The sequence below is a fragment of the Enterobacter cloacae complex sp. HYC074_NIDB genome (assembly GCF_056673345.1).
In genome coordinates, this window is sequence record NZ_CP114214.1 from 2,499,715 (window position 1) to 2,516,684 (window position 16,970).

At 55.9% G+C, this 16,970-nt stretch carries 16 protein-coding genes; 6 read left to right on the forward strand and 10 right to left on the reverse strand.

Translation table 11 applies throughout. The features are described 5' to 3' along the window. Positions 1-10: 10 nt before the first annotated feature. The 4 genes from O1724_RS12245 to O1724_RS12260 form a co-directional block, all read right to left on the reverse strand. Positions 11-1,132, reverse strand: a complete 1,122-nt coding sequence (locus O1724_RS12245; RefSeq protein WP_017382285.1) for an amidohydrolase — start codon at positions 1,130-1,132, stop codon at positions 11-13. After that, on the reverse strand, positions 1,129-2,130 hold the full coding sequence (locus tag O1724_RS12250; RefSeq protein WP_126296820.1) for an MsnO8 family LLM class oxidoreductase: 1,002 nt from the start codon (positions 2,128-2,130) through the stop codon (positions 1,129-1,131). Before O1724_RS12250 ends, O1724_RS12245 begins: the two co-directional genes overlap by 4 nt. A gap of 109 nt (positions 2,131-2,239) precedes the next feature. Continuing rightward, on the reverse strand, positions 2,240-2,779 hold the full coding sequence (locus O1724_RS12255; RefSeq protein ID WP_126296821.1) for a shikimate kinase: 540 nt from the start codon (positions 2,777-2,779) through the stop codon (positions 2,240-2,242). Between the two features lie 71 nt (positions 2,780-2,850). Beyond that, a complete protein-coding gene (locus O1724_RS12260; RefSeq protein ID WP_023314200.1) occupies positions 2,851-3,249 on the reverse strand; it encodes a (R)-mandelonitrile lyase in 399 nt (132 codons plus the stop codon). A gap of 112 nt (positions 3,250-3,361) precedes the next feature. On the opposite strand from O1724_RS12260, the gene O1724_RS12265 reads away from it, so the two are divergent. Both O1724_RS12265 and ansP read left to right on the forward strand, forming a co-directional pair. Then, a complete protein-coding gene (locus O1724_RS12265; protein ID WP_126296822.1) occupies positions 3,362-4,252 on the forward strand; it encodes a LysR family transcriptional regulator in 891 nt (296 codons plus the stop codon). Between the two features lie 328 nt (positions 4,253-4,580). Further along, a complete protein-coding gene (ansP, locus tag O1724_RS12270; protein WP_022648235.1) occupies positions 4,581-6,077 on the forward strand; it encodes an L-asparagine permease in 1,497 nt (498 codons plus the stop codon). Positions 6,078-6,170: 93 nt separating this feature from the next. Here ansP and yncE read toward each other — a convergent pair whose 3' ends face one another. After that, positions 6,171-7,232 (reverse strand): 7-bladed beta-propeller protein YncE, encoded by a 1,062-nt coding sequence (yncE, locus tag O1724_RS12275; RefSeq protein WP_058674692.1) that lies wholly within the window; start codon positions 7,230-7,232, stop codon positions 6,171-6,173. Between the two features lie 246 nt (positions 7,233-7,478). Between yncE and pqqU the strand changes: the two genes are divergently transcribed. Then, positions 7,479-9,596 (forward strand): TonB-dependent receptor PqqU, encoded by a 2,118-nt coding sequence (gene pqqU, locus O1724_RS12280; RefSeq protein ID WP_039268903.1) that lies wholly within the window; start codon positions 7,479-7,481, stop codon positions 9,594-9,596. Positions 9,597-9,719: 123 nt separating this feature from the next. On the opposite strand, the gene O1724_RS12285 is transcribed toward pqqU, so the two are convergent. The 3 genes from O1724_RS12285 to O1724_RS12295 form a co-directional block, all read right to left on the reverse strand. Then, the gene (locus O1724_RS12285; RefSeq protein WP_050870538.1) at positions 9,720-10,388 is read right to left on the reverse strand and encodes a GntR family transcriptional regulator; all 669 of its coding nucleotides are present in this window, start codon (positions 10,386-10,388) and stop codon (positions 9,720-9,722) included. 259 nt (positions 10,389-10,647) lie between these two features. Next, positions 10,648-11,682 (reverse strand): NADP-dependent oxidoreductase, encoded by a 1,035-nt coding sequence (locus O1724_RS12290; protein WP_126296823.1) that lies wholly within the window; start codon positions 11,680-11,682, stop codon positions 10,648-10,650. Positions 11,683-11,748: 66 nt separating this feature from the next. Further along, positions 11,749-12,324 (reverse strand): helix-turn-helix domain-containing protein, encoded by a 576-nt coding sequence (locus O1724_RS12295; protein WP_003856978.1) that lies wholly within the window; start codon positions 12,322-12,324, stop codon positions 11,749-11,751. Positions 12,325-12,472: 148 nt separating this feature from the next. Here O1724_RS12295 and O1724_RS12300 point away from each other — a divergent pair, with 148 nt between their 5' ends. Beyond that, positions 12,473-12,991, forward strand: a complete 519-nt coding sequence (locus O1724_RS12300; protein WP_003856975.1) for a GNAT family N-acetyltransferase — start codon at positions 12,473-12,475, stop codon at positions 12,989-12,991. Further along, positions 12,988-13,437 (forward strand): DMT family transporter, encoded by a 450-nt coding sequence (locus O1724_RS12305; protein WP_003856973.1) that lies wholly within the window; start codon positions 12,988-12,990, stop codon positions 13,435-13,437. Before O1724_RS12300 ends, O1724_RS12305 begins: the two co-directional genes overlap by 4 nt. A 3-nt stretch (positions 13,438-13,440) precedes the next feature. Here the strand turns inward: O1724_RS12305 and O1724_RS12310 are convergent, their stop codons facing one another. Together O1724_RS12310 and O1724_RS12315 are read right to left on the reverse strand one after the other, a co-directional pair. Further along, positions 13,441-13,674, reverse strand: coding sequence for a YdcY family protein (locus tag O1724_RS12310; RefSeq protein ID WP_003856971.1), 234 nt, complete (start codon positions 13,672-13,674; stop codon positions 13,441-13,443). Positions 13,675-13,748: 74 nt separating this feature from the next. Further along, the gene (locus tag O1724_RS12315; protein WP_126296824.1) at positions 13,749-15,347 is read right to left on the reverse strand and encodes an ABC transporter substrate-binding protein; all 1,599 of its coding nucleotides are present in this window, start codon (positions 15,345-15,347) and stop codon (positions 13,749-13,751) included. A gap of 282 nt (positions 15,348-15,629) precedes the next feature. Between O1724_RS12315 and O1724_RS12320 the strand changes: the two genes are divergently transcribed. Beyond that, positions 15,630-16,967 (forward strand): SrfA family protein, encoded by a 1,338-nt coding sequence (locus O1724_RS12320; protein WP_126296825.1) that lies wholly within the window; start codon positions 15,630-15,632, stop codon positions 16,965-16,967. Positions 16,968-16,970 lie beyond the last annotated feature (3 nt).

Here is a 16,970-nt window from a genome sequence, read left to right on the forward strand (position 1 = left end):
CTCAAATTAATTAAACGTGTTGCAGGGCTTTTTCCGCGAGCTGAGCAAAATAGCGGGCAGCGGGTTCGATTAATGCTTCGTCCGGGTTAAATGCCGGGTGATGTAACCCAAACGGACTGTTGCTGCCAATGCTGACAAACGCGCCGGGTATGTTTTGCAGATAGACCGCGAAATCCTCCCCGCCCATGTGCAGTTCCGCATGCCGGGTTTCATATCCCGCTTCGCGCGCGACCGAGGTGGCAAACCCGGCCCAGTGCTCATCGTTCACCAGCGCGGTGGGCCCGGCGTACCAGGTGATGTTGATCTGCGCGCTAAAGGCGCTGGCAAATCCAGCGGCGATTTCACCGACGCGCGCTTTCACGTTCTGCTGCACTTCCGTGCGGTGCGTGCGCAGCGTGCCCTCCAGCTCAACGCTTTCCGGCAGCACATTCCAGGTATTCCCCCCGGCGATGCGCGTCACGCTCAGAACAACCGAATCCAGCGTGTTGACGTTACGGCTGGCTACGCTTTGCAGCGCTGTTACCAGCTGGCTTGCCAGCACGATGGCGTCGTTGCCTTCATGGGGACGTGCGGCATGCGCGCCTTTGCCGGTCACGTGAATAACGAAGCGATCAACGTTGGCATAGAACGGGCCGCCGCGCGTGGCAAACTCGCCGACCGGCAGTGACGGCTCGTTATGCATCCCGAAAATCGCGCGTACGTCGCGTAACGCCCCGGCACGCACCATGCTTTTCGCTCCGCCGAAATTTTCTTCCGCAGGCTGGAACAGGATCCGCACGCGACCGTTGAGCGAGGCTTCCCGCTCTTTCAGCTTTAGCGCGGCGCCGAGGATCACGCTGGTGTGAATGTCGTGTCCGCAGGCATGCATCACCCCGGCACGCCGGGAGCTAAACGGCACCCCGCTGCGCTCGTCGATGGGTAACGCGTCGATATCGGCGCGCAGCGCAACCAGTGCGTTGCCCGTGCCGATCTCCGCAACCAGCCCGGTCTGGAGATCGTAAGGCAGCGGTGCAATCCCGGCTGCCGTCAGCCACTCGCGCAGGCGGGCCGTTGTTTCGACCTCCTGACCGGAGAGTTCAGGGTTCTGGTGCAGCTCACGGCGCCAGGCAATCAGTTGTTCGCTAAAGCTCATACGGTAACCTCCCTGTTAAGACGCACCTCGGCCAGCAGTCGCAGGGACTGCACGTGCGTTGCGCCATCAGCGACCGGCGTGTCGATGATAAATTCGTCAATCCCCCACTGCTGATGCAGCGCGTTGAGCTGTTCAAGCACCGACGCCGCCGTTCCGGCCAGCAGAGACTGCGCCCGACGCGCAATGCGCACCGGTTCACTCCCCGCCTGCCGCGCAAAGGCGTAGGCCTGTTCTTCGCTGGCGACGGTGACGCGCTGTCCGTTTGCCAGCTCCACGCCCCACACTTCAACCTTCTGCGCCAGCGCATCGGCCTCAGCCTGGGTTGGGGCAACAATGACCTGCACGGCCACAATCACCTCCCGGACGCTGTGTTGACGCCAGGCTGTGACGACCTCGCGCAGCAGCTCAGGATCACCATTCAGATGGGCGGCAAAGACAAAATGCCAGTCGAGGGAGGCCGCCAGCAGCGCGCTTTCGGTACTGGCGCCCAGCAGGAATCCCCGGGCAGGCGCCGGTGGCAGCGGGGTGGCGCGAACGTCCTCCTCCGCTGACTGATTTTCAGGGCGGATCCAGCGATCAAGCTGCGTCAGCTGGTCTGCAAAGCTTCCTTTTTCCTGCGGATTTAGGCCGTACTGCAAGGCGCGGGTAGAGAGCGGCAGACCGCCGGGCGCTTTGCCAACGCCCAGATCAACCCGGCCCGGCGCAATGGCGGCCAGTACGTTAAAATTTTCGGCGACTTTGTAGGGGCTGTAATGTTGCAGCATGACGCCGCCTGAGCCCACGCGAATACGCTTTGTTTGCCCGAGGATCCAGGCAATCAGCAGCTCCGGCGAGGGGCTGGCAAGCTGCGGGGTATTGTGGTGTTCGGCAATCCAGAAGCGGTGATAACCCAGCGTTTCTGCCTGCTGCGCCAGTGCTAAGGTTCGCGCCAGCGCATCGGCGGCTGTTTCGTGTTCTGCGACGGGGCTTTTATCCAGAATGCTGATTCGCCATGACATGTTGCGTTCTCGTTTGACTTAACATGTCGTCATTATTAAAGGCGGATTTCACCTCTGAGAAACAATTAATTTACATTTGGATTGCCGGAAAACGGCAATAGAGAGTCTGTCATCGGCGTGAATTAAGCGAGGCAATGAGTCTTTCGGCATCCTGCCGTCGGGTAATGCGGAGAAAGCGAATGTGTTTGTACTGCGGGTTTTGCATATCCGCTTGATAGCGTTTGCGGTTGCTGCGCCAGGTTTTGATCGTCCAGATGATAATAGAGTCCTTGCTAAGGAACGACCGACGAAAGCTTTCGCGGTTCCCCGTGCCGGGCCAGAGCTCCTGTTTGTGCCAGGCGCGTCTGGAGGCCCGCGTCACCGCTTGCCAGAGCGTGCGGATAAACCCACGATCTATCCACACCACCAGATCGACGTCGCGCCACTTAACGTCGCGTGTGCGGTTGTAATTCCCGTCCAGGACCCAGTCAGGCGAGGCGGCGAGCGCTTTTCCCAGGGTTGCAAGAAACTCATTGTCCGGTGTTCCCTGCCAGTTCGCTCGCCAGTAAAGCCTGTCCATCTCAATGTAAGGGATAGCCAGCGCCTCCGCGATTCGCCTGCCAAACGTGCTTTTCCCACTTCCGCTGGTACCTATGATATTGATTTTCACCGTTCCGCCTGCAAATGCTGAAGAAAACGGATCGAATCATAACGTTAATAATTTGTTTACGAAACGCCAGACTACTCGTTCGGATACTGCTCGTCGGTGACCTTCTCCAGCCACGCCACCGGACTCCCGTCGACCGCTTCTGCGATGGCGATATGGGTCATCGCCGTCTGCGCGCTTGCGCCGTGCCAGTGCTTCACGCCGGGTGGGATCCAGGCGATATCCCCCTGATTCAGCGGTTCCGCCTCTTTCCCCCACTCCTGTAACCAGCCGCGCCCCTGCGTCACGATCAGCGTTTGTCCAAGAGGATGCGTATGCCAGGCGGTACGTGCGCCGGGTTCAAAGGTGACGGTCGCGCCACCGACTTTTGCCGGTTCAGTCGCCTGGAAAGGCGCGTCAATGCGCACGCTGCCGGTAAACCAGGCCTCTGGACCCTGAACGGAAGGTAACGAACCGCTACGGATAATTTTCATGATTTACTCCTCGTTTGCTGTTGCGTTAACAGTAGCGTAAAGCCATGGGGAGCATTAGAGTGCATAATCAGAAAGGAACCATGAGTTCAATTCATAAATTGAGTAAGCCGCCATGTTAAAAGACAACTTCAACGATCTGCTTTCCTTTATGGTCGTCGCCCGGGAGCGCAGCTTTACCCGCGCCGCGGCGCAGCTTGGGGTATCTCAGTCGGCACTCAGCCACGCAATGCGCAAGCTGGAAGCGAGGCTGGAAGTCCGTCTGTTAACCCGCACCACCCGTAGCGTAGCCCCTACCGAGGCCGGCGAGCAACTCTTCATGCGCTTAAGCCCCCATCTGCTGGAGATCGAGCAGGAACTCATCGCGTTGCGTGATACCCGCGACAGACCTGCCGGGAATATTCGTCTTACCGCCGGGGAACACGCCATGTCTACGGTGCTGTGGCCTGTGCTTAAACCCTTTATGGCGCAGTATCCTGACATCAACGTTGAAGTCACGGTGGACAATGGGCTGACTGATATTGTCGATGGCCGCTTTGACGCGGGGGTGCGTCTGGGTGAGCAGGTGGCGAAAGATATGATTGCGGTACGTATTGCGCCGGACATGCGCATGGCGGTTGTCGGGTCGGCAGAGTATTTGCAACGTTTCGGCATACCGAAAACGCCGGAGCAGCTCGATCAGCACCGCTGCATTAATATGCGCCTGCCCACACGCGGCGGATTATATGCCTGGGAATTTGAACGGGACGGACGTGAGCTGCGCGTGCGGGTTGACGGCCAGCTGATCCTCAACAGCCTGCCGCAGCGCATCGATGCCGCCGAAAACGGTCTGGGGCTGGCGTATGTTCCGCAAGATGCGGTTCAGGACGCCCTTGCTAAGGGCCGGTTAGTGGGTGTGCTTGAAGCCTGGTGTCCGGCTTTTACGGGATACCATCTGTATTATCCGAGCCGCCGCCAGCACACTACCGCCTTTGCATTACTTATTGCAGCCCTGCGGCATACATAGTCTCTACCTATAAGTAACTATTAAGTAAACCTGATGATTAAATCAGCATTCGCAGACCTTTTTGCCTAAAAAAAACGCCACGATTCAGCGCGTTGTGATCCCCGTCTGCTCTGACCACACGATTTCCTTCGACGTGCATCACTTTCGGCACGGTTATATTTTGCGTCGCTTATCAATTGCGGGTAGGATGCCTCGCCATGTTTTGCCTTATCCATACACAGAATGACTGGAAAGGCAGCATGTGTCTGCGCAGAAGCAATCGTTTGTTTCGGCATCTGCCAGGCAGGACTATCACGTTAATGGTTCAGACAGGCAAACAGGTAACTCAATGAAAACAAGCAATAAAAGCGCAGCCGATCATCATGCTGCGAAACGTCGCTGGTTGAACTCTCATGAAGAGGGCTATCACAAGGCGATGGGCAACCGTCAGGTGCAGATGATCGCCATCGGCGGCGCTATCGGTACAGGTCTGTTTTTAGGTGCAGGCGCACGTCTGCAAATGGCTGGCCCCGCTCTCGCCCTTGTCTATCTGGTGTGCGGGATCTTCTCTTTCTTCATCCTTCGTGCCCTCGGCGAACTGGTACTCCACCGCCCTTCCAGCGGCAGCTTTGTCTCTTACGCCCGCGAGTTTCTTGGTGAAAAAGCCGCGTATGTCGCGGGCTGGATGTACTTCGTTAACTGGGCAATGACCGGTATTGTCGATATCACCGCCGTTGCGCTGTATATGCACTACTGGGGCGCGTTTGGCGATGTGCCGCAGTGGGTGTTCGCCCTCGGAGCGCTGGCAATTGTCGGGACCATGAACATGATCGGCGTGAAATGGTTCGCCGAAATGGAGTTCTGGTTCGCGCTGGTTAAGGTGCTGGCCATTGTGATCTTCCTGGTGGTCGGGACCGTATTCCTCGGCACCGGTAAACCGCTGGACGGTAACGCAACCGGCTTCCACCTGATTACCGATAACGGTGGTTTCTTCCCGCACGGCCTGCTGCCAGCGCTGGTTCTGGTGCAGGGGGTGGTGTTCGCCTTTGCCTCCATCGAACTGGTCGGTACGGCGGCAGGTGAATGCAAAGATCCTCAGACGATGGTGCCAAAAGCCATCAACAGCGTGATCTGGCGTATCGGCCTGTTCTATGTGGGCTCCGTGGTGCTACTGGTTCTGCTGCTGCCGTGGAACGCATACCAGGCGGGCCAAAGCCCGTTTGTAACCTTCTTCTCTAAGCTGGGCGTGCCGTACGTGGGCAGCATCATGAACATCGTGGTACTGACCGCCGCGCTCTCCAGCCTGAACTCCGGACTCTATTCGACGGGCCGTATCCTGCGCTCCATGTCGATGGGGGGCTCTGCGCCGAAGTTTATGTCGAAGATGAGCAAGCAGCAGGTGCCTTACGCGGGTATTCTGGCCACTCTGGTGGTGTATATCTTTGGCGTGTTCCTGAACTATCTGGTGCCGTCTCAGGTGTTTGAGATTGTGCTGAACGTCGCTGCACTGGGCATTATTGCCTCCTGGGCCTTTATTGTGGTGTGTCAGATGCGTCTGCGCAAAGCGATCAAAGAAGGAAAAGCGGCTGACGTCAGCTTCAAGCTGCCGGGCGCACCGGTGACCTCCTGGCTTACCCTGCTGTTCCTGCTGAGCGTGCTGGTGCTGATGGCCTTCGACTACCCGAACGGTACCTACACCATCGCCACAATCCCGCTGCTGGCGGTGCTGTTGATTGCTGGCTGGTTTGGCGTTCGTAAACGCGTGAATGAAATCCACAGTACCGCACCGGTTCATCCTGGAGATGACAAACAGGACGGTCCACTGGTGGAAGAGACGTCGCGTTAATAAAAAAGCCGGGTGGCGGCTTCGCCTTACCCGGCCTGCATTTCATGGTTTTTTTATGCCCGGTAAGCGCACCACCACCGGGCAAATCCCACATCAGAGCGCGATACGAATCACATCGTCAGGCTGGGTCGCTTCCTGCTGACGGGTTGATTTCTGTTTCACCGTTACGTACAGCGTTTTACCGTCCGCGGACAGCGCCAGGCTGTTCGGGTAAACCGGGGTATCGTAGGTCTTGGTCACTTTGTAAGTTTTGGCGTCGATCACGCTCACCTTGCCCGCCTCGCGGTGCGTCACATAGGCTTCGTTACGCGCCGGGTTAAACAGTACGGCCAGCGATTCTGGCGCGGCGATTTTCTGCATCACGCTGCCATCTTTCAGATTCACCACCAGCACTTCTGGCTGTTTTGAATCCGTCACAAACGCACGCTGGCCGGCAGTGTCCAGGCTCAGGTTCAGGTAGAAGTGCTCTTTTCCGTCATCCTGCACTTTTTTACGGCTGAGGATTTTGTTGGTTGCCGTATCAATGGTCACCAGCTCGCCGTCCGCATTGGTGGTATACAGGCGTTTTGCCTTCGCATCCAGCGCCAGTCCGGTGCTGAACGTGCCGGTGTTCGTGATAGTGTCCTTCAGCTTCAGCGTTGCGCCATCAACAACCCAGATCACGCTCTCCTTGCCGATGCCGGTAATGTACACCGTATTGGTCGTGTCATCGGCCACCAGCTGGCGCGGCTGAAGCGGCTTCACCGTGTCGCTACGCTTGCGATCGTCCAGCACCAGGCGCCCTTTAACCTCGCTCGTTTTGGCGTCAATCGCCGTCACGGCGCTGTTGACGGTGTTACCGAACCACAGCGTCTGGGTGGCGTTATCGATCGTGGCGCCAAACGGCTTGAGATCGTTATGAATCGCCTGCGTCACTTCCAGCGTGACCGGATCCAGACGATAAACCACGCCGCCCTTATCGGTTTTGCGGCTTTGTGACGTCGCAACCCACAGCGCGTTTTCCTGCTGGCTGACGGCCATTTCATACGCGCCCTTGCCGACCGCTTTGCGCAGCATCTCTTCAGCGGCATGAACCTGGAACGTACCGGCAAACAGTAAAGAGCCCAACAGCAGAGACCCACGCAGGCGCGGCGAGCACAGATGACGTAAAGACATAACAATTCCTTTTTAAATGAGGAGATTTACCGCTGACATCACTTCCGGTGGGCAAAGTCATCGCTTTGCCGTTATTTTAATGAGAATAGTAATCATTAATCAGTTGAATGTGGAGTATTTCTTTCCTTCAAAACCTTACATTCACGAAATGTGCGGTTATAGTTTTCATAACATTTACAAAGGATTTAACATATATACACAGGTTCCAGTTGATTTGGTTCGAATTTTTCTTAACCGGTTTACTCCATGAAAATTATTACTGCCCGCAAGGCATCACTACCACTGCTGTTCGTTCCTGTCATTTTTGGCCCGCTGAGTGCGATGGCCGCGGATGAACAGACCCTGATCGTCAGCGCCACGCCGCAAACCGTCTCCGAACTGGACACCCCGGCAGCAGTCAGCGTGGTGAGCGGCGAGGATATGCGACATGCCACACCGCGCATCAACCTTTCTGAATCCCTTGGGAGCGTGCCTGGCCTGCAAATCCAGAACCGCCAGAACTATGCTCAGGATCTGCAACTTTCCGTTCGCGGATTCGGCGCGCGTTCAACCTTCGGCGTACGCGGGATCCGCATGTACGTGGACGGTATTCCGGCAACCATGCCCGACGGCCAGGGGCAGACGTCAAACATAGACCTCAACAGCATTGAGAGCGTCGACGTGCTGCGCGGCCCCTTCTCTGCCCTGTACGGCAATGCCTCCGGCGGCGTAATCAACATCAACACCCAGACCGGACAACAGCCAGCCACAATTGAAGCCAGCAGCTATTACGGCAGTTACGGCACCTGGCGTTACGGCATGAAGGCCACCGGTGCGGTGGGCGACGGGACTCAGGCGGGGGATGTGGACTATGCGGTATCCACAACCCGCTTCACCACCCATGGCTATCGCGACCACAGCGGCGCACGGAAAAACCTCGCCAATGCGAAACTGGGCGTACGCATTGATGATGTCAGCAAGCTAACGCTGATTTTTAACAGCGTCGACATGAAAGCCAACGATCCGGGCGGACTGAGTTATCAGGAGTGGCAGAACAACCCACGCCAGTCACCCCGTGGCGATCAGTACAACACGCGTAAAACCATTAAGCAGACCCAGGCCGGGATCCGCTACGACCGTCAGTTGAGCGAACAGGACGACCTCAGCGTGATGATGTACGCCGGTGAGCGTGAAATGACCCAGTACCAGTCCATTCCGGATACCGCGCAGACTGAAAATCCTGCGCATTCGGGTGGCGTAATTGATATGCAGCGCCACTATCAGGGTATTGATACCCGCTGGACCCACCGCGGTGAGCTGCTGGTGCCGGTAACGTTTACCACCGGCCTGAACTACGAAAATATGAGTGAAAATCGCCGCGGGTATGAAAACTTCGTGATGAACAACGGCGTGCCGGATTTTGGCGTGAAGGGTAACAAACGCCGTGACGAACGTAACCTGATGTGGAACCTTGATCCCTACCTGCAAACCCAATGGCAGCTCACGCAAAAGCTGTCCGTTGAGGCGGGCGTGCGTTACAGCTCCGTCTGGTTTGACTCCAACGATCATTACATTACCCCGCAAAACGGCGATGACAGCGGTGACGCCAGCTACCATAAATGGCTCCCGGCTGGTGCGGTGAAATACGCCGTGACCGACGCCTGGAACCTGTATGCCGCGGCGGGACGGGGATTTGAGACCCCTACCATCAACGAACTCTCATACCGTTCTGATGGCAAAGGCGGCCTCAATATCAACCTGCAACCGTCAACCAACAACACCTATGAGATTGGCAGCAAAACCCGCATCGGCAATGGCATCCTGACGGCGGCGCTGTTCCGCACGGATACCGATAATGAGATCGTGGTAGATAAAGACAATGAACGCCGTACCAGCTATAAAAATGCCGGTAAAACGCGCCGTCAGGGTGTGGAAATTGCGCTAGATCAGCAGTTTGCCGAGAACTGGAAGCTGAAAATGGCGTGGACCTACCTTGACGCGACCTACCGTACCAACGTCTGCGATAAAGCAGATTGTAGCGGCAACCGAATGCCGGGGATTGCCCGTAACATGGGGTATGCGTCGTTTGGCTGGGAGCCTGAGGAAGGCTGGTACGCGGGGGCAGATGCCCGCTACATGAGCGACGTGATGGCAAACGACACCAATACCGCCAAAGCGCCCTCTTATACCGTGGTCGGTCTGAATACCGGGTATAAACTCAATTACGGCAAATGGGGAATGGACATCTTTGGTCGCGTCGATAACCTGTTCGATAAAGAGTACGTCGGTTCAGAGATTGTAAACGCCGGCTACAATCGCTATTACGAACCCGCCCCTGGCCGTAACTATGGCGTGGGCCTGTCGGTCTCTTATCGCTTTGAGTAAAACATTTTCCGGCAGCGCACGTTGCCGGTAAAAAAATAACATCATTCCCGGTAGCCTTAAGCGCCGGGAATATACTCAGGGAAGTTTAAAACGAATAAAAAAATAAGTGCGCCAGTGCGATCCTTAACTGTAGTATTGCCGTTGCAGGAGGATATTGGCTTCATCAATGGCTCGGTCGATCGCTTCCCGACTGGCCGTCACGTCCTTTTGCTCAAGCGCAGAAAGCAGATCGGCATAATGGTAAGTCGTGGCAGGGATATCTTTCATCTCTTCGTGCAGGTAGTTGATACACGGACCAATCCGTACCCATAGCTGCTCAATCAGCGAGTTCAGGGTCGGCATTTCGGCATACTGATAGAGCGTAAACCGGAACACGCGGTTGGCATGGATCGCCTTCTGCACGTCGCCCTGATGCATGGCGGTGCTGAAGTTATCTGACAGCGCGCGTAATGCATCCAGTTTGGTCTCGGTCATATTCTGACACGCCGCCGCAACGGCCATCGGCTCAAGCTGTTTTCGGATGGCGTTAATTTCGTTATAACGCTCCAGCGTAACCTCTGGCACCAAAAACGCCTGAGCAGGCGTGGCCTGTAATGCGCCTGCCGACACCAGGCGCAGCAGGGCTTCGCGCACTGGTGTGATGCTGGTGCCTAATTTATCCGCAATCTCTTTCGTGATGAGTCGAGCCCCAGGTTTTAATGAGCCCGTAATTAACGCTCCCTTTAAACTGTTCTCAACTTGCATCGTCAGACTGATTCTTTGTGCTTTTTCCAGGTTTTCCAAATCAAGCATGTTTAATTCCCGTAGCCAAAACAAAATGCCATTTTCAGCGACTGTTTAAAAAAACATCGCCGGTTTGATATATCCTGTATCGTCATGCCTGGTATGAAGGGCGCGCGTTAAAATAAAAATTGTTCAATTACTATTACGTTTACCATTTCTGGCTCAGCTGGGCCGATGGCGCGCAATGCTTATGGATTAATTAAAGACAATATATCGTATCTTCACAAATAATTATGGCGGACTTTGCCCGCCATAACCGATGCTCTGTTTAGTCCGCCGCCACGCGGATCACGACCTTGCCGAAGTTTTTCCCTTCCAGCAGCCCAATCAGCGCCTCCGGCGCCGCGTTCAGCCCTTCGGTGACCTGCTCGCGATAGTGTATTTTGCCTTCCTTCACCCAGCGTCCCATTTCCTGCTGGAACTCGACGATACGATGACCATAGTCCTGAGCGATGATAAAGCCCTGCATGCGGATGCGTTTTTTCAGGACGGTCCCCATCAGCAGCGGCAAGCGATCCGGCCCCTCCGGCAGGTTGGTCGCGTTGTAGCCGCTGACCAGTCCGCAAACCGGCACGCGCGCGGAGGTATTCAGGAGCGGCAGTACGGCGTCAAAGACTTTACCGCCGACGTTTTCATAATACACGTCAATGCCCTGCGGGCAGGCTTTCGCCAGCTGTTCGGCAAAATCATCCGCATGGTGATCCAGACAGGCGTCGAAACCGAGCACGTCGACCGCATGACGGCATTTCTCCTCCCCGCCAGCCACGCCGATGACCCGGCACCCTTTGATTTTTCCGATCTGCCCCACCGTTGCGCCAACCGGCCCCGTGGCCGCCGCCACGACGAGGGTTTCCCCTGCCTGAGGCTGGCCGATATCAAGCAGCCCCATATACGCGGTGAAGCCCGGCATCCCGAGCACGCCGAGTGCCCATGAAGGGTGCGACGGGTTTTCGCCCAGCCTGACCAGCCCTTTCCCGTCGGAAAGTTCATACTCCTGCCAGCCGCTGTAGCCCAGAACCCACTCGCCCTCTTTATAATCCGGATGGCGGGAGGTCTCGACGCGGCTTACCGTGCCGCCCACCATCACCGCGCCAATCTCGACAGGAGGTGAATAGGATGGGGCATCGCTCATACGGCCACGCATGTACGGATCAAGCGAGAGCCATACGGTGCGTAATAACACCTGTCCCTCTGCGGGCGTGGGGATCGGCTGCTCTTCCAGGCGGAAATTTTCGGCAACCGGCGCGCCGTGTGGACGGGAAGCCAGTACCCAGCGTCGGTTTTGCGTAGTTGATTGATTCATTCTTCGCTCCTTACTGCTGAAAATGTCATTCAAGTCTGGCACGTTATCCAGCGGATCGCCTTTGCATTATGAGCCGGACTGATTAAGCCGCACGACCAGATAGAGGCACGATTCATCCGTTTCGTTGATAAACCGGCAGTCGTTCGGCGGCCCGAGTTCCAGACAATCTCCGGCCTTCATTTCATGGCGGGTATCCCCCTCCAGAAAGACCAGTTCACCTGCCTGCAACCAAATCAGCTGTCGCGCCAGCGCGTAAGAGGAAGCGGGCATCGGCACATCGCTGCCTGCGGGTAGCTCCACCTGGACGAGGTCGATAGGCATATCGGTGCGCGGCGACACATGACGACGCAAATAGTGGGTTTGCGGATCGCGCCAGACGGGCTGGTTCGCCAGACGTAACAGTTTGCCCTCCTGCATTTCCGCTCGCGCAATGAGCGTAGACATGCTAATACCGAAGGCACCGGATAACCGCGCAAGCAGCGTCGCCGTTGGGCTACTGTCACCCCGTTCAATCTTATGGATCATGGCGCGTGAGATACCTGCCCGTTCGGCCAGTTCGCTTAATGACCAGCCACGCGACTCGCGTTCAAGGCGTATGCGGGCGCTAATGCGTTGATTCATATTGTCTGTCATTGTATTCATGACGTCATACTATAGTGTACGGATGGTTTTTCGGGGCAGTTTTGTGACAAAAAAACAGGGATTTTGTCGTAGCGATGGAATACATGAACTGTGTAATATTGTGAGAAAATCATACTACTATAGTGAACAACACAGCCAGAGGTTAACCATGATTGTTCGTCATGCCTGCAAAGAAGATTGTGCCGCTATCGGTGAAATTTATAACCATGCGGTGCTGCACACCGCCGCAATCTGGAACGATACAACTGTCGATACCGATAACCGTATTGCATGGTTTGAGGCGCGCACGCTGTTGGGTTATCCGGTGCTGGTCAGTGAAGAAGAAGGTGTAGTGACGGGATACGCCTCATTTGGCGACTGGCGAGCATTCGACGGTTTTCGCCATACGGTGGAGCACTCGGTTTACGTTCATCCCGATCATCAGGGCAAAGGCATTGGTCGACTGCTAATGACGGAATTAATTAAGGAAGCCCGCCAGATTGGTAAACATGTGATGGTTGCCGGTATTGAGGCGCAGAACCAGGCGTCGATTCATCTGCATGAAACCCTGGGCTTTATTACCACCGGAAATATGCCGCAGGTAGGAACCAAATTCGGTCGCTGGCTGGATTTAACCTTTATGCAACTCCAGCTCGATGAGCGCAGCGATCCGGATGCTCTGCCATGAATCAATCGTTGACGTTAGCATTTCTGGTGGCCGCCGGGATTGGGCTGGTGGTACAAAACACCCTTATGGTGCGCATTACGCAATCCTCTTCCACCATTCTTATCGCCATGCTGCTGAACTCGCTGGTGGGGATTGTGTTGTTTGTCAGCATGTTGCTGGTGAAAAATGGCATGGCGGGGTTTAACGAACTGGCGTCAACGGTGCGCTGGTGGACGCTGATCCCCGGCCTGCTGGGGTCATTTTTTGTCTTTGCCAGTATTAGCGGATATCAGAATGTGGGCGCGGCAACGACCATTGCCGTACTGGTGGCAAGCCAGCTGATTGGCGGTCTGGTGATGGACATCCTCAAGAGCAACGGCGTTCCCCTGCGCGCGCTGGTTGGCCCGGTCTGCGGCGCAGTGATGCTGGTGGTTGGCGCCTGGCTGGTGGCACGGCGCCAGTTTTAACCCTTACAGGATAGTCCCACCCTGCGTGAGGTGGGCATGGCGTGCCTCCGCCTCTTCTTTATGTTGCTTGCCATGATGCGCAATCGCGGTACGCAGGCGCTGCTGCTGGGTATAACGATCTTCACGGCTGAGCTCTGCATCGTCGCTTAATTCGATCAGCAGTTCGTTCATGTGGGTAATCACGCTCTCTTCGATGGTGGCATCGACGCGGGCGATAACTTTGTTTAAATGTGACATTGTCACTCCTTATCACGTGCCGGGTGCTAACTGTAGGCCGGGTAAGGCATAGCCGCCCCCCGGCAAGAATACGATCAGTTCAGCTTCGCTTTCGAGAAGTCACTGCCCATCAGACTCACGCTGTACCCGGTCACGTTGCTGCGGGTCGCGTAGAACGTTTTGCCGTTAGCTAACGCAATCCACGGTGCCTGCTGATAGAAAATCTCCTGTGCCTGTCCATACAGCTTCGCACGTTCGTCCGGGTTGCTGGTCAGTTTGGCCTTTTGCACCAGATCATCATACCCCTTATCACACCAGCGCGCGGCGTTAGATCCGGTTTTGATGCTGTTACAACCCAGCAGCACATCGGCGAAGTTGTCCGGATCGCCATTATCAGACATCCAGCCGAACAGCGCGGAATCATGCTCGCCTTTACGCATGCCGGAGAGGTACTCACCCCACTCGTAAGAGACGATTTTCGCCTTCACACCCACTTTCGCCCAGTCAGCCTGGATCATCTCCGCAATGCGTCGTGAGTTCGGGTTGTACGGACGCTGAACCGGCATGGACCAGAGGGTCACTTCCGCGCCCTTTTCCAGACCCGCCTGCTTCAGCAGCGCTTTCGCTTTTTCCGGATCGTAGCCGTAATCCTTCAGGTCTTTATTAAAGCCGAGCATGTTCGGCGGGATCGGCGATTTAGCGACCGTACCAGACCCCATAAAGACCGCGTTCACAATGGCCTTTTTGTCCGTCGCGTAATTCAGAGCCTGGCGCACCAGCACGTTATCAAACGGTTTTTTCTCCGTGTTGAACGCCAGGTACCCCACGTTCAGCGCATCCACCGAGTGCAGGGTCAGGTCTTTGTTTTTCTTGATCGCTTCAAACTGCACCGGCGACGGCGCAGGAATGATCTGACACTCGTTCGTTTGCAGCTTCGCCAGACGCGTCTCAACGTTTGGCGTGATGGAGAAGATCAGGTGTTTGGTCGGCACCTCACCGTCCCAGTAGTTCGGATTGGCGACGTAGCGGATCAGCGAATCCACCTTGTACTGCTGAAGCACATACGGGCCGGTGCCGATTGGCCAGGTGTCCACATTTTCAGGTGTCCCCTTTTTCAGCATCGCGTCCGCGTACTCGGCAGAGAGGATCGAGGCGAAGTCCATTCCCCAGTCGGCCAGGAACGCCGCGTTGGGTTCGCTCAGCGTGAACTGGACGTGATAATCGTCGATCTTTTTCACATCCTGAATGAGCTTGTCGAGGCCCACGTCATTAAAGTATTCGTAATTACCCTGGGAAACATTGTGATAGGGATGCTTAGGGTCTTTCTGACGCATAACGGAGAAAATAACGTCATCAGCGTTAAAATCACGGGTAGGTTTGAAGTATTTATTGCTGTTGAATTTTACCCCTTTACGCAGGGTAAACGTGTATGTTTTGCCGTCTGGCGAAATGGTCCACGACTCGGCCAGAGAAGGCACCGGCGTGTTTTTTACCGGGTCGAAGTTAATCAGACGGTTATACAGCGTTTGCGAGCTGGCAACAAACGAAGGTCCAGAGCTGGCGATCTGCGGGTTAAACGACTCCGGCGACGCCTCGGAGCAGTATATAATGGTGTCTTTATTTGCCGCCCATGCGGCGCTTGCCGGTAGCAGCGCGCTCAGCGCGAGGGCGAGCACGGTTTTCCCTGTAGACATGGTTATTACCCTTTCGGTTTTATTATAGTGAACAGTAATAACAGCACAGACGTATTGGCCTGACAAATAACGAATCACTATCAGGTTATTCTAAAGCCGTACATTTCGCTGGTTTTAGCATCACCCCGCAGAAAGCGATTTGCCTTAAGGTTCATTATTCGTCAAGCACAACCATCACGATCAATGCCGCAAGAAATCGTCCCTTTTATCGTCTACTCCGCCGTTTGCTTGCTTAGCTGTTTCGTTAAAGTAATGGCGTGAAGAAGTCTACAGGACCAAATCGTGGCAAAAACACTTTTACGCAGCGGTAATCTGGATGATTTTCAGGCCGTTGGTGGCGGCGGACAGGCCGTTTTTGAATCAGCGCTGCAAATCCGCGAAGCGCTTCGGTTGCGCAAACAACAGGCTATCGTCGATTGTCTGGCCATCCCCCAGGTCTACGACGGCGGCGATCGCGTTGACTGGTACTCCCCAGTTGAGGGAACCGTCTCCAGCTGGAAGGCGGCGGATGAAGATGATCGTTATCGCGCCCTACGCTATCTGGAAAACACGCTCGCCAGCGTGGAGTCGCTGAGTAAAAAATGCCTTCAGTCACCGAAAACGGCGCAGCAACTGTTTGGCTCTCTGCTCTCAAAAGCCTTTCAGTTTCCCGGTGAAAACTTTGTTTTCCTGGTGGATGGCAAACCGGTGATCTGCTTCTGGGGTTTCGTCAATCTTAACGAGAACGCGCGCGACGACGTGCTGGACTGCCTGCGCGAATCGTTGGTCCCTGAACCTGAGCCAGTGGTGATTAACGAGCCTGAACCTGAACAGGAGCAAGAACCGGCCCCGGTAGTGACCTTTGAGCAGGCCGACGCGCCGCTTATCACGCCTGTGGCTTCCGTCCGTATCACCGAAGATGAACTGTATACGCCAGAGCCGGTGCGCATGAACGCCGCGCCGCCAGAGCCCGCACCGGCGGCCATGCAGAAAAAACGTCGCTCCCCCCTGTGGTTGCTGCCGGTTGCCGCCGTCATTATTGCGGCCATTGCCACACCGCTGCTTTGGCCAAAACAGGCCCCGACCGCAGCGCCTGTTGCCACACCAGCGCCAGTGCCTGTCGCCATTGCTCCGGCCCCCGTAAAGACGGTCGAGCCGCTTGAGCTGAAACTCCCGCTGCACCAGGCCGAAGTGGTAGAGCCGAAGGTGAAAACGCCTGGACCGGCAGCCGAACCAGTGGTCATTACCGCGATACCGAAAGATGCGATGGTGATGGAGGCAAACCAGGTCAAAGCGGGGTTAACGCGCTTCCTGAATGGCACCTGGCGCGCGTTTCTCGATGTGCAGGATCCGCTCACCGGCAAACCGCCGTCGCTGCGCTACCAGATCCAGAACAATAAAGGTTTCGCCCGGGTTGTGCATGGCGACAACATTGTCTGCCGGGTAGACGTCTTTTCCGGATTACACAGCAACGGCGAGCTGTTGATCAAAACGCGCGGAAACGCTCGTTGCACCGACGGTTCACGCTATCCGATGCCGGAAGTGACCTGTAAGGCAGGTGCCAGCGACGTGGCGGAATGCACCGCACGTTACGATGCCAACACCATCGTTCCTCTGACGTTCAAGAAAGCAGGTGTCTGATCC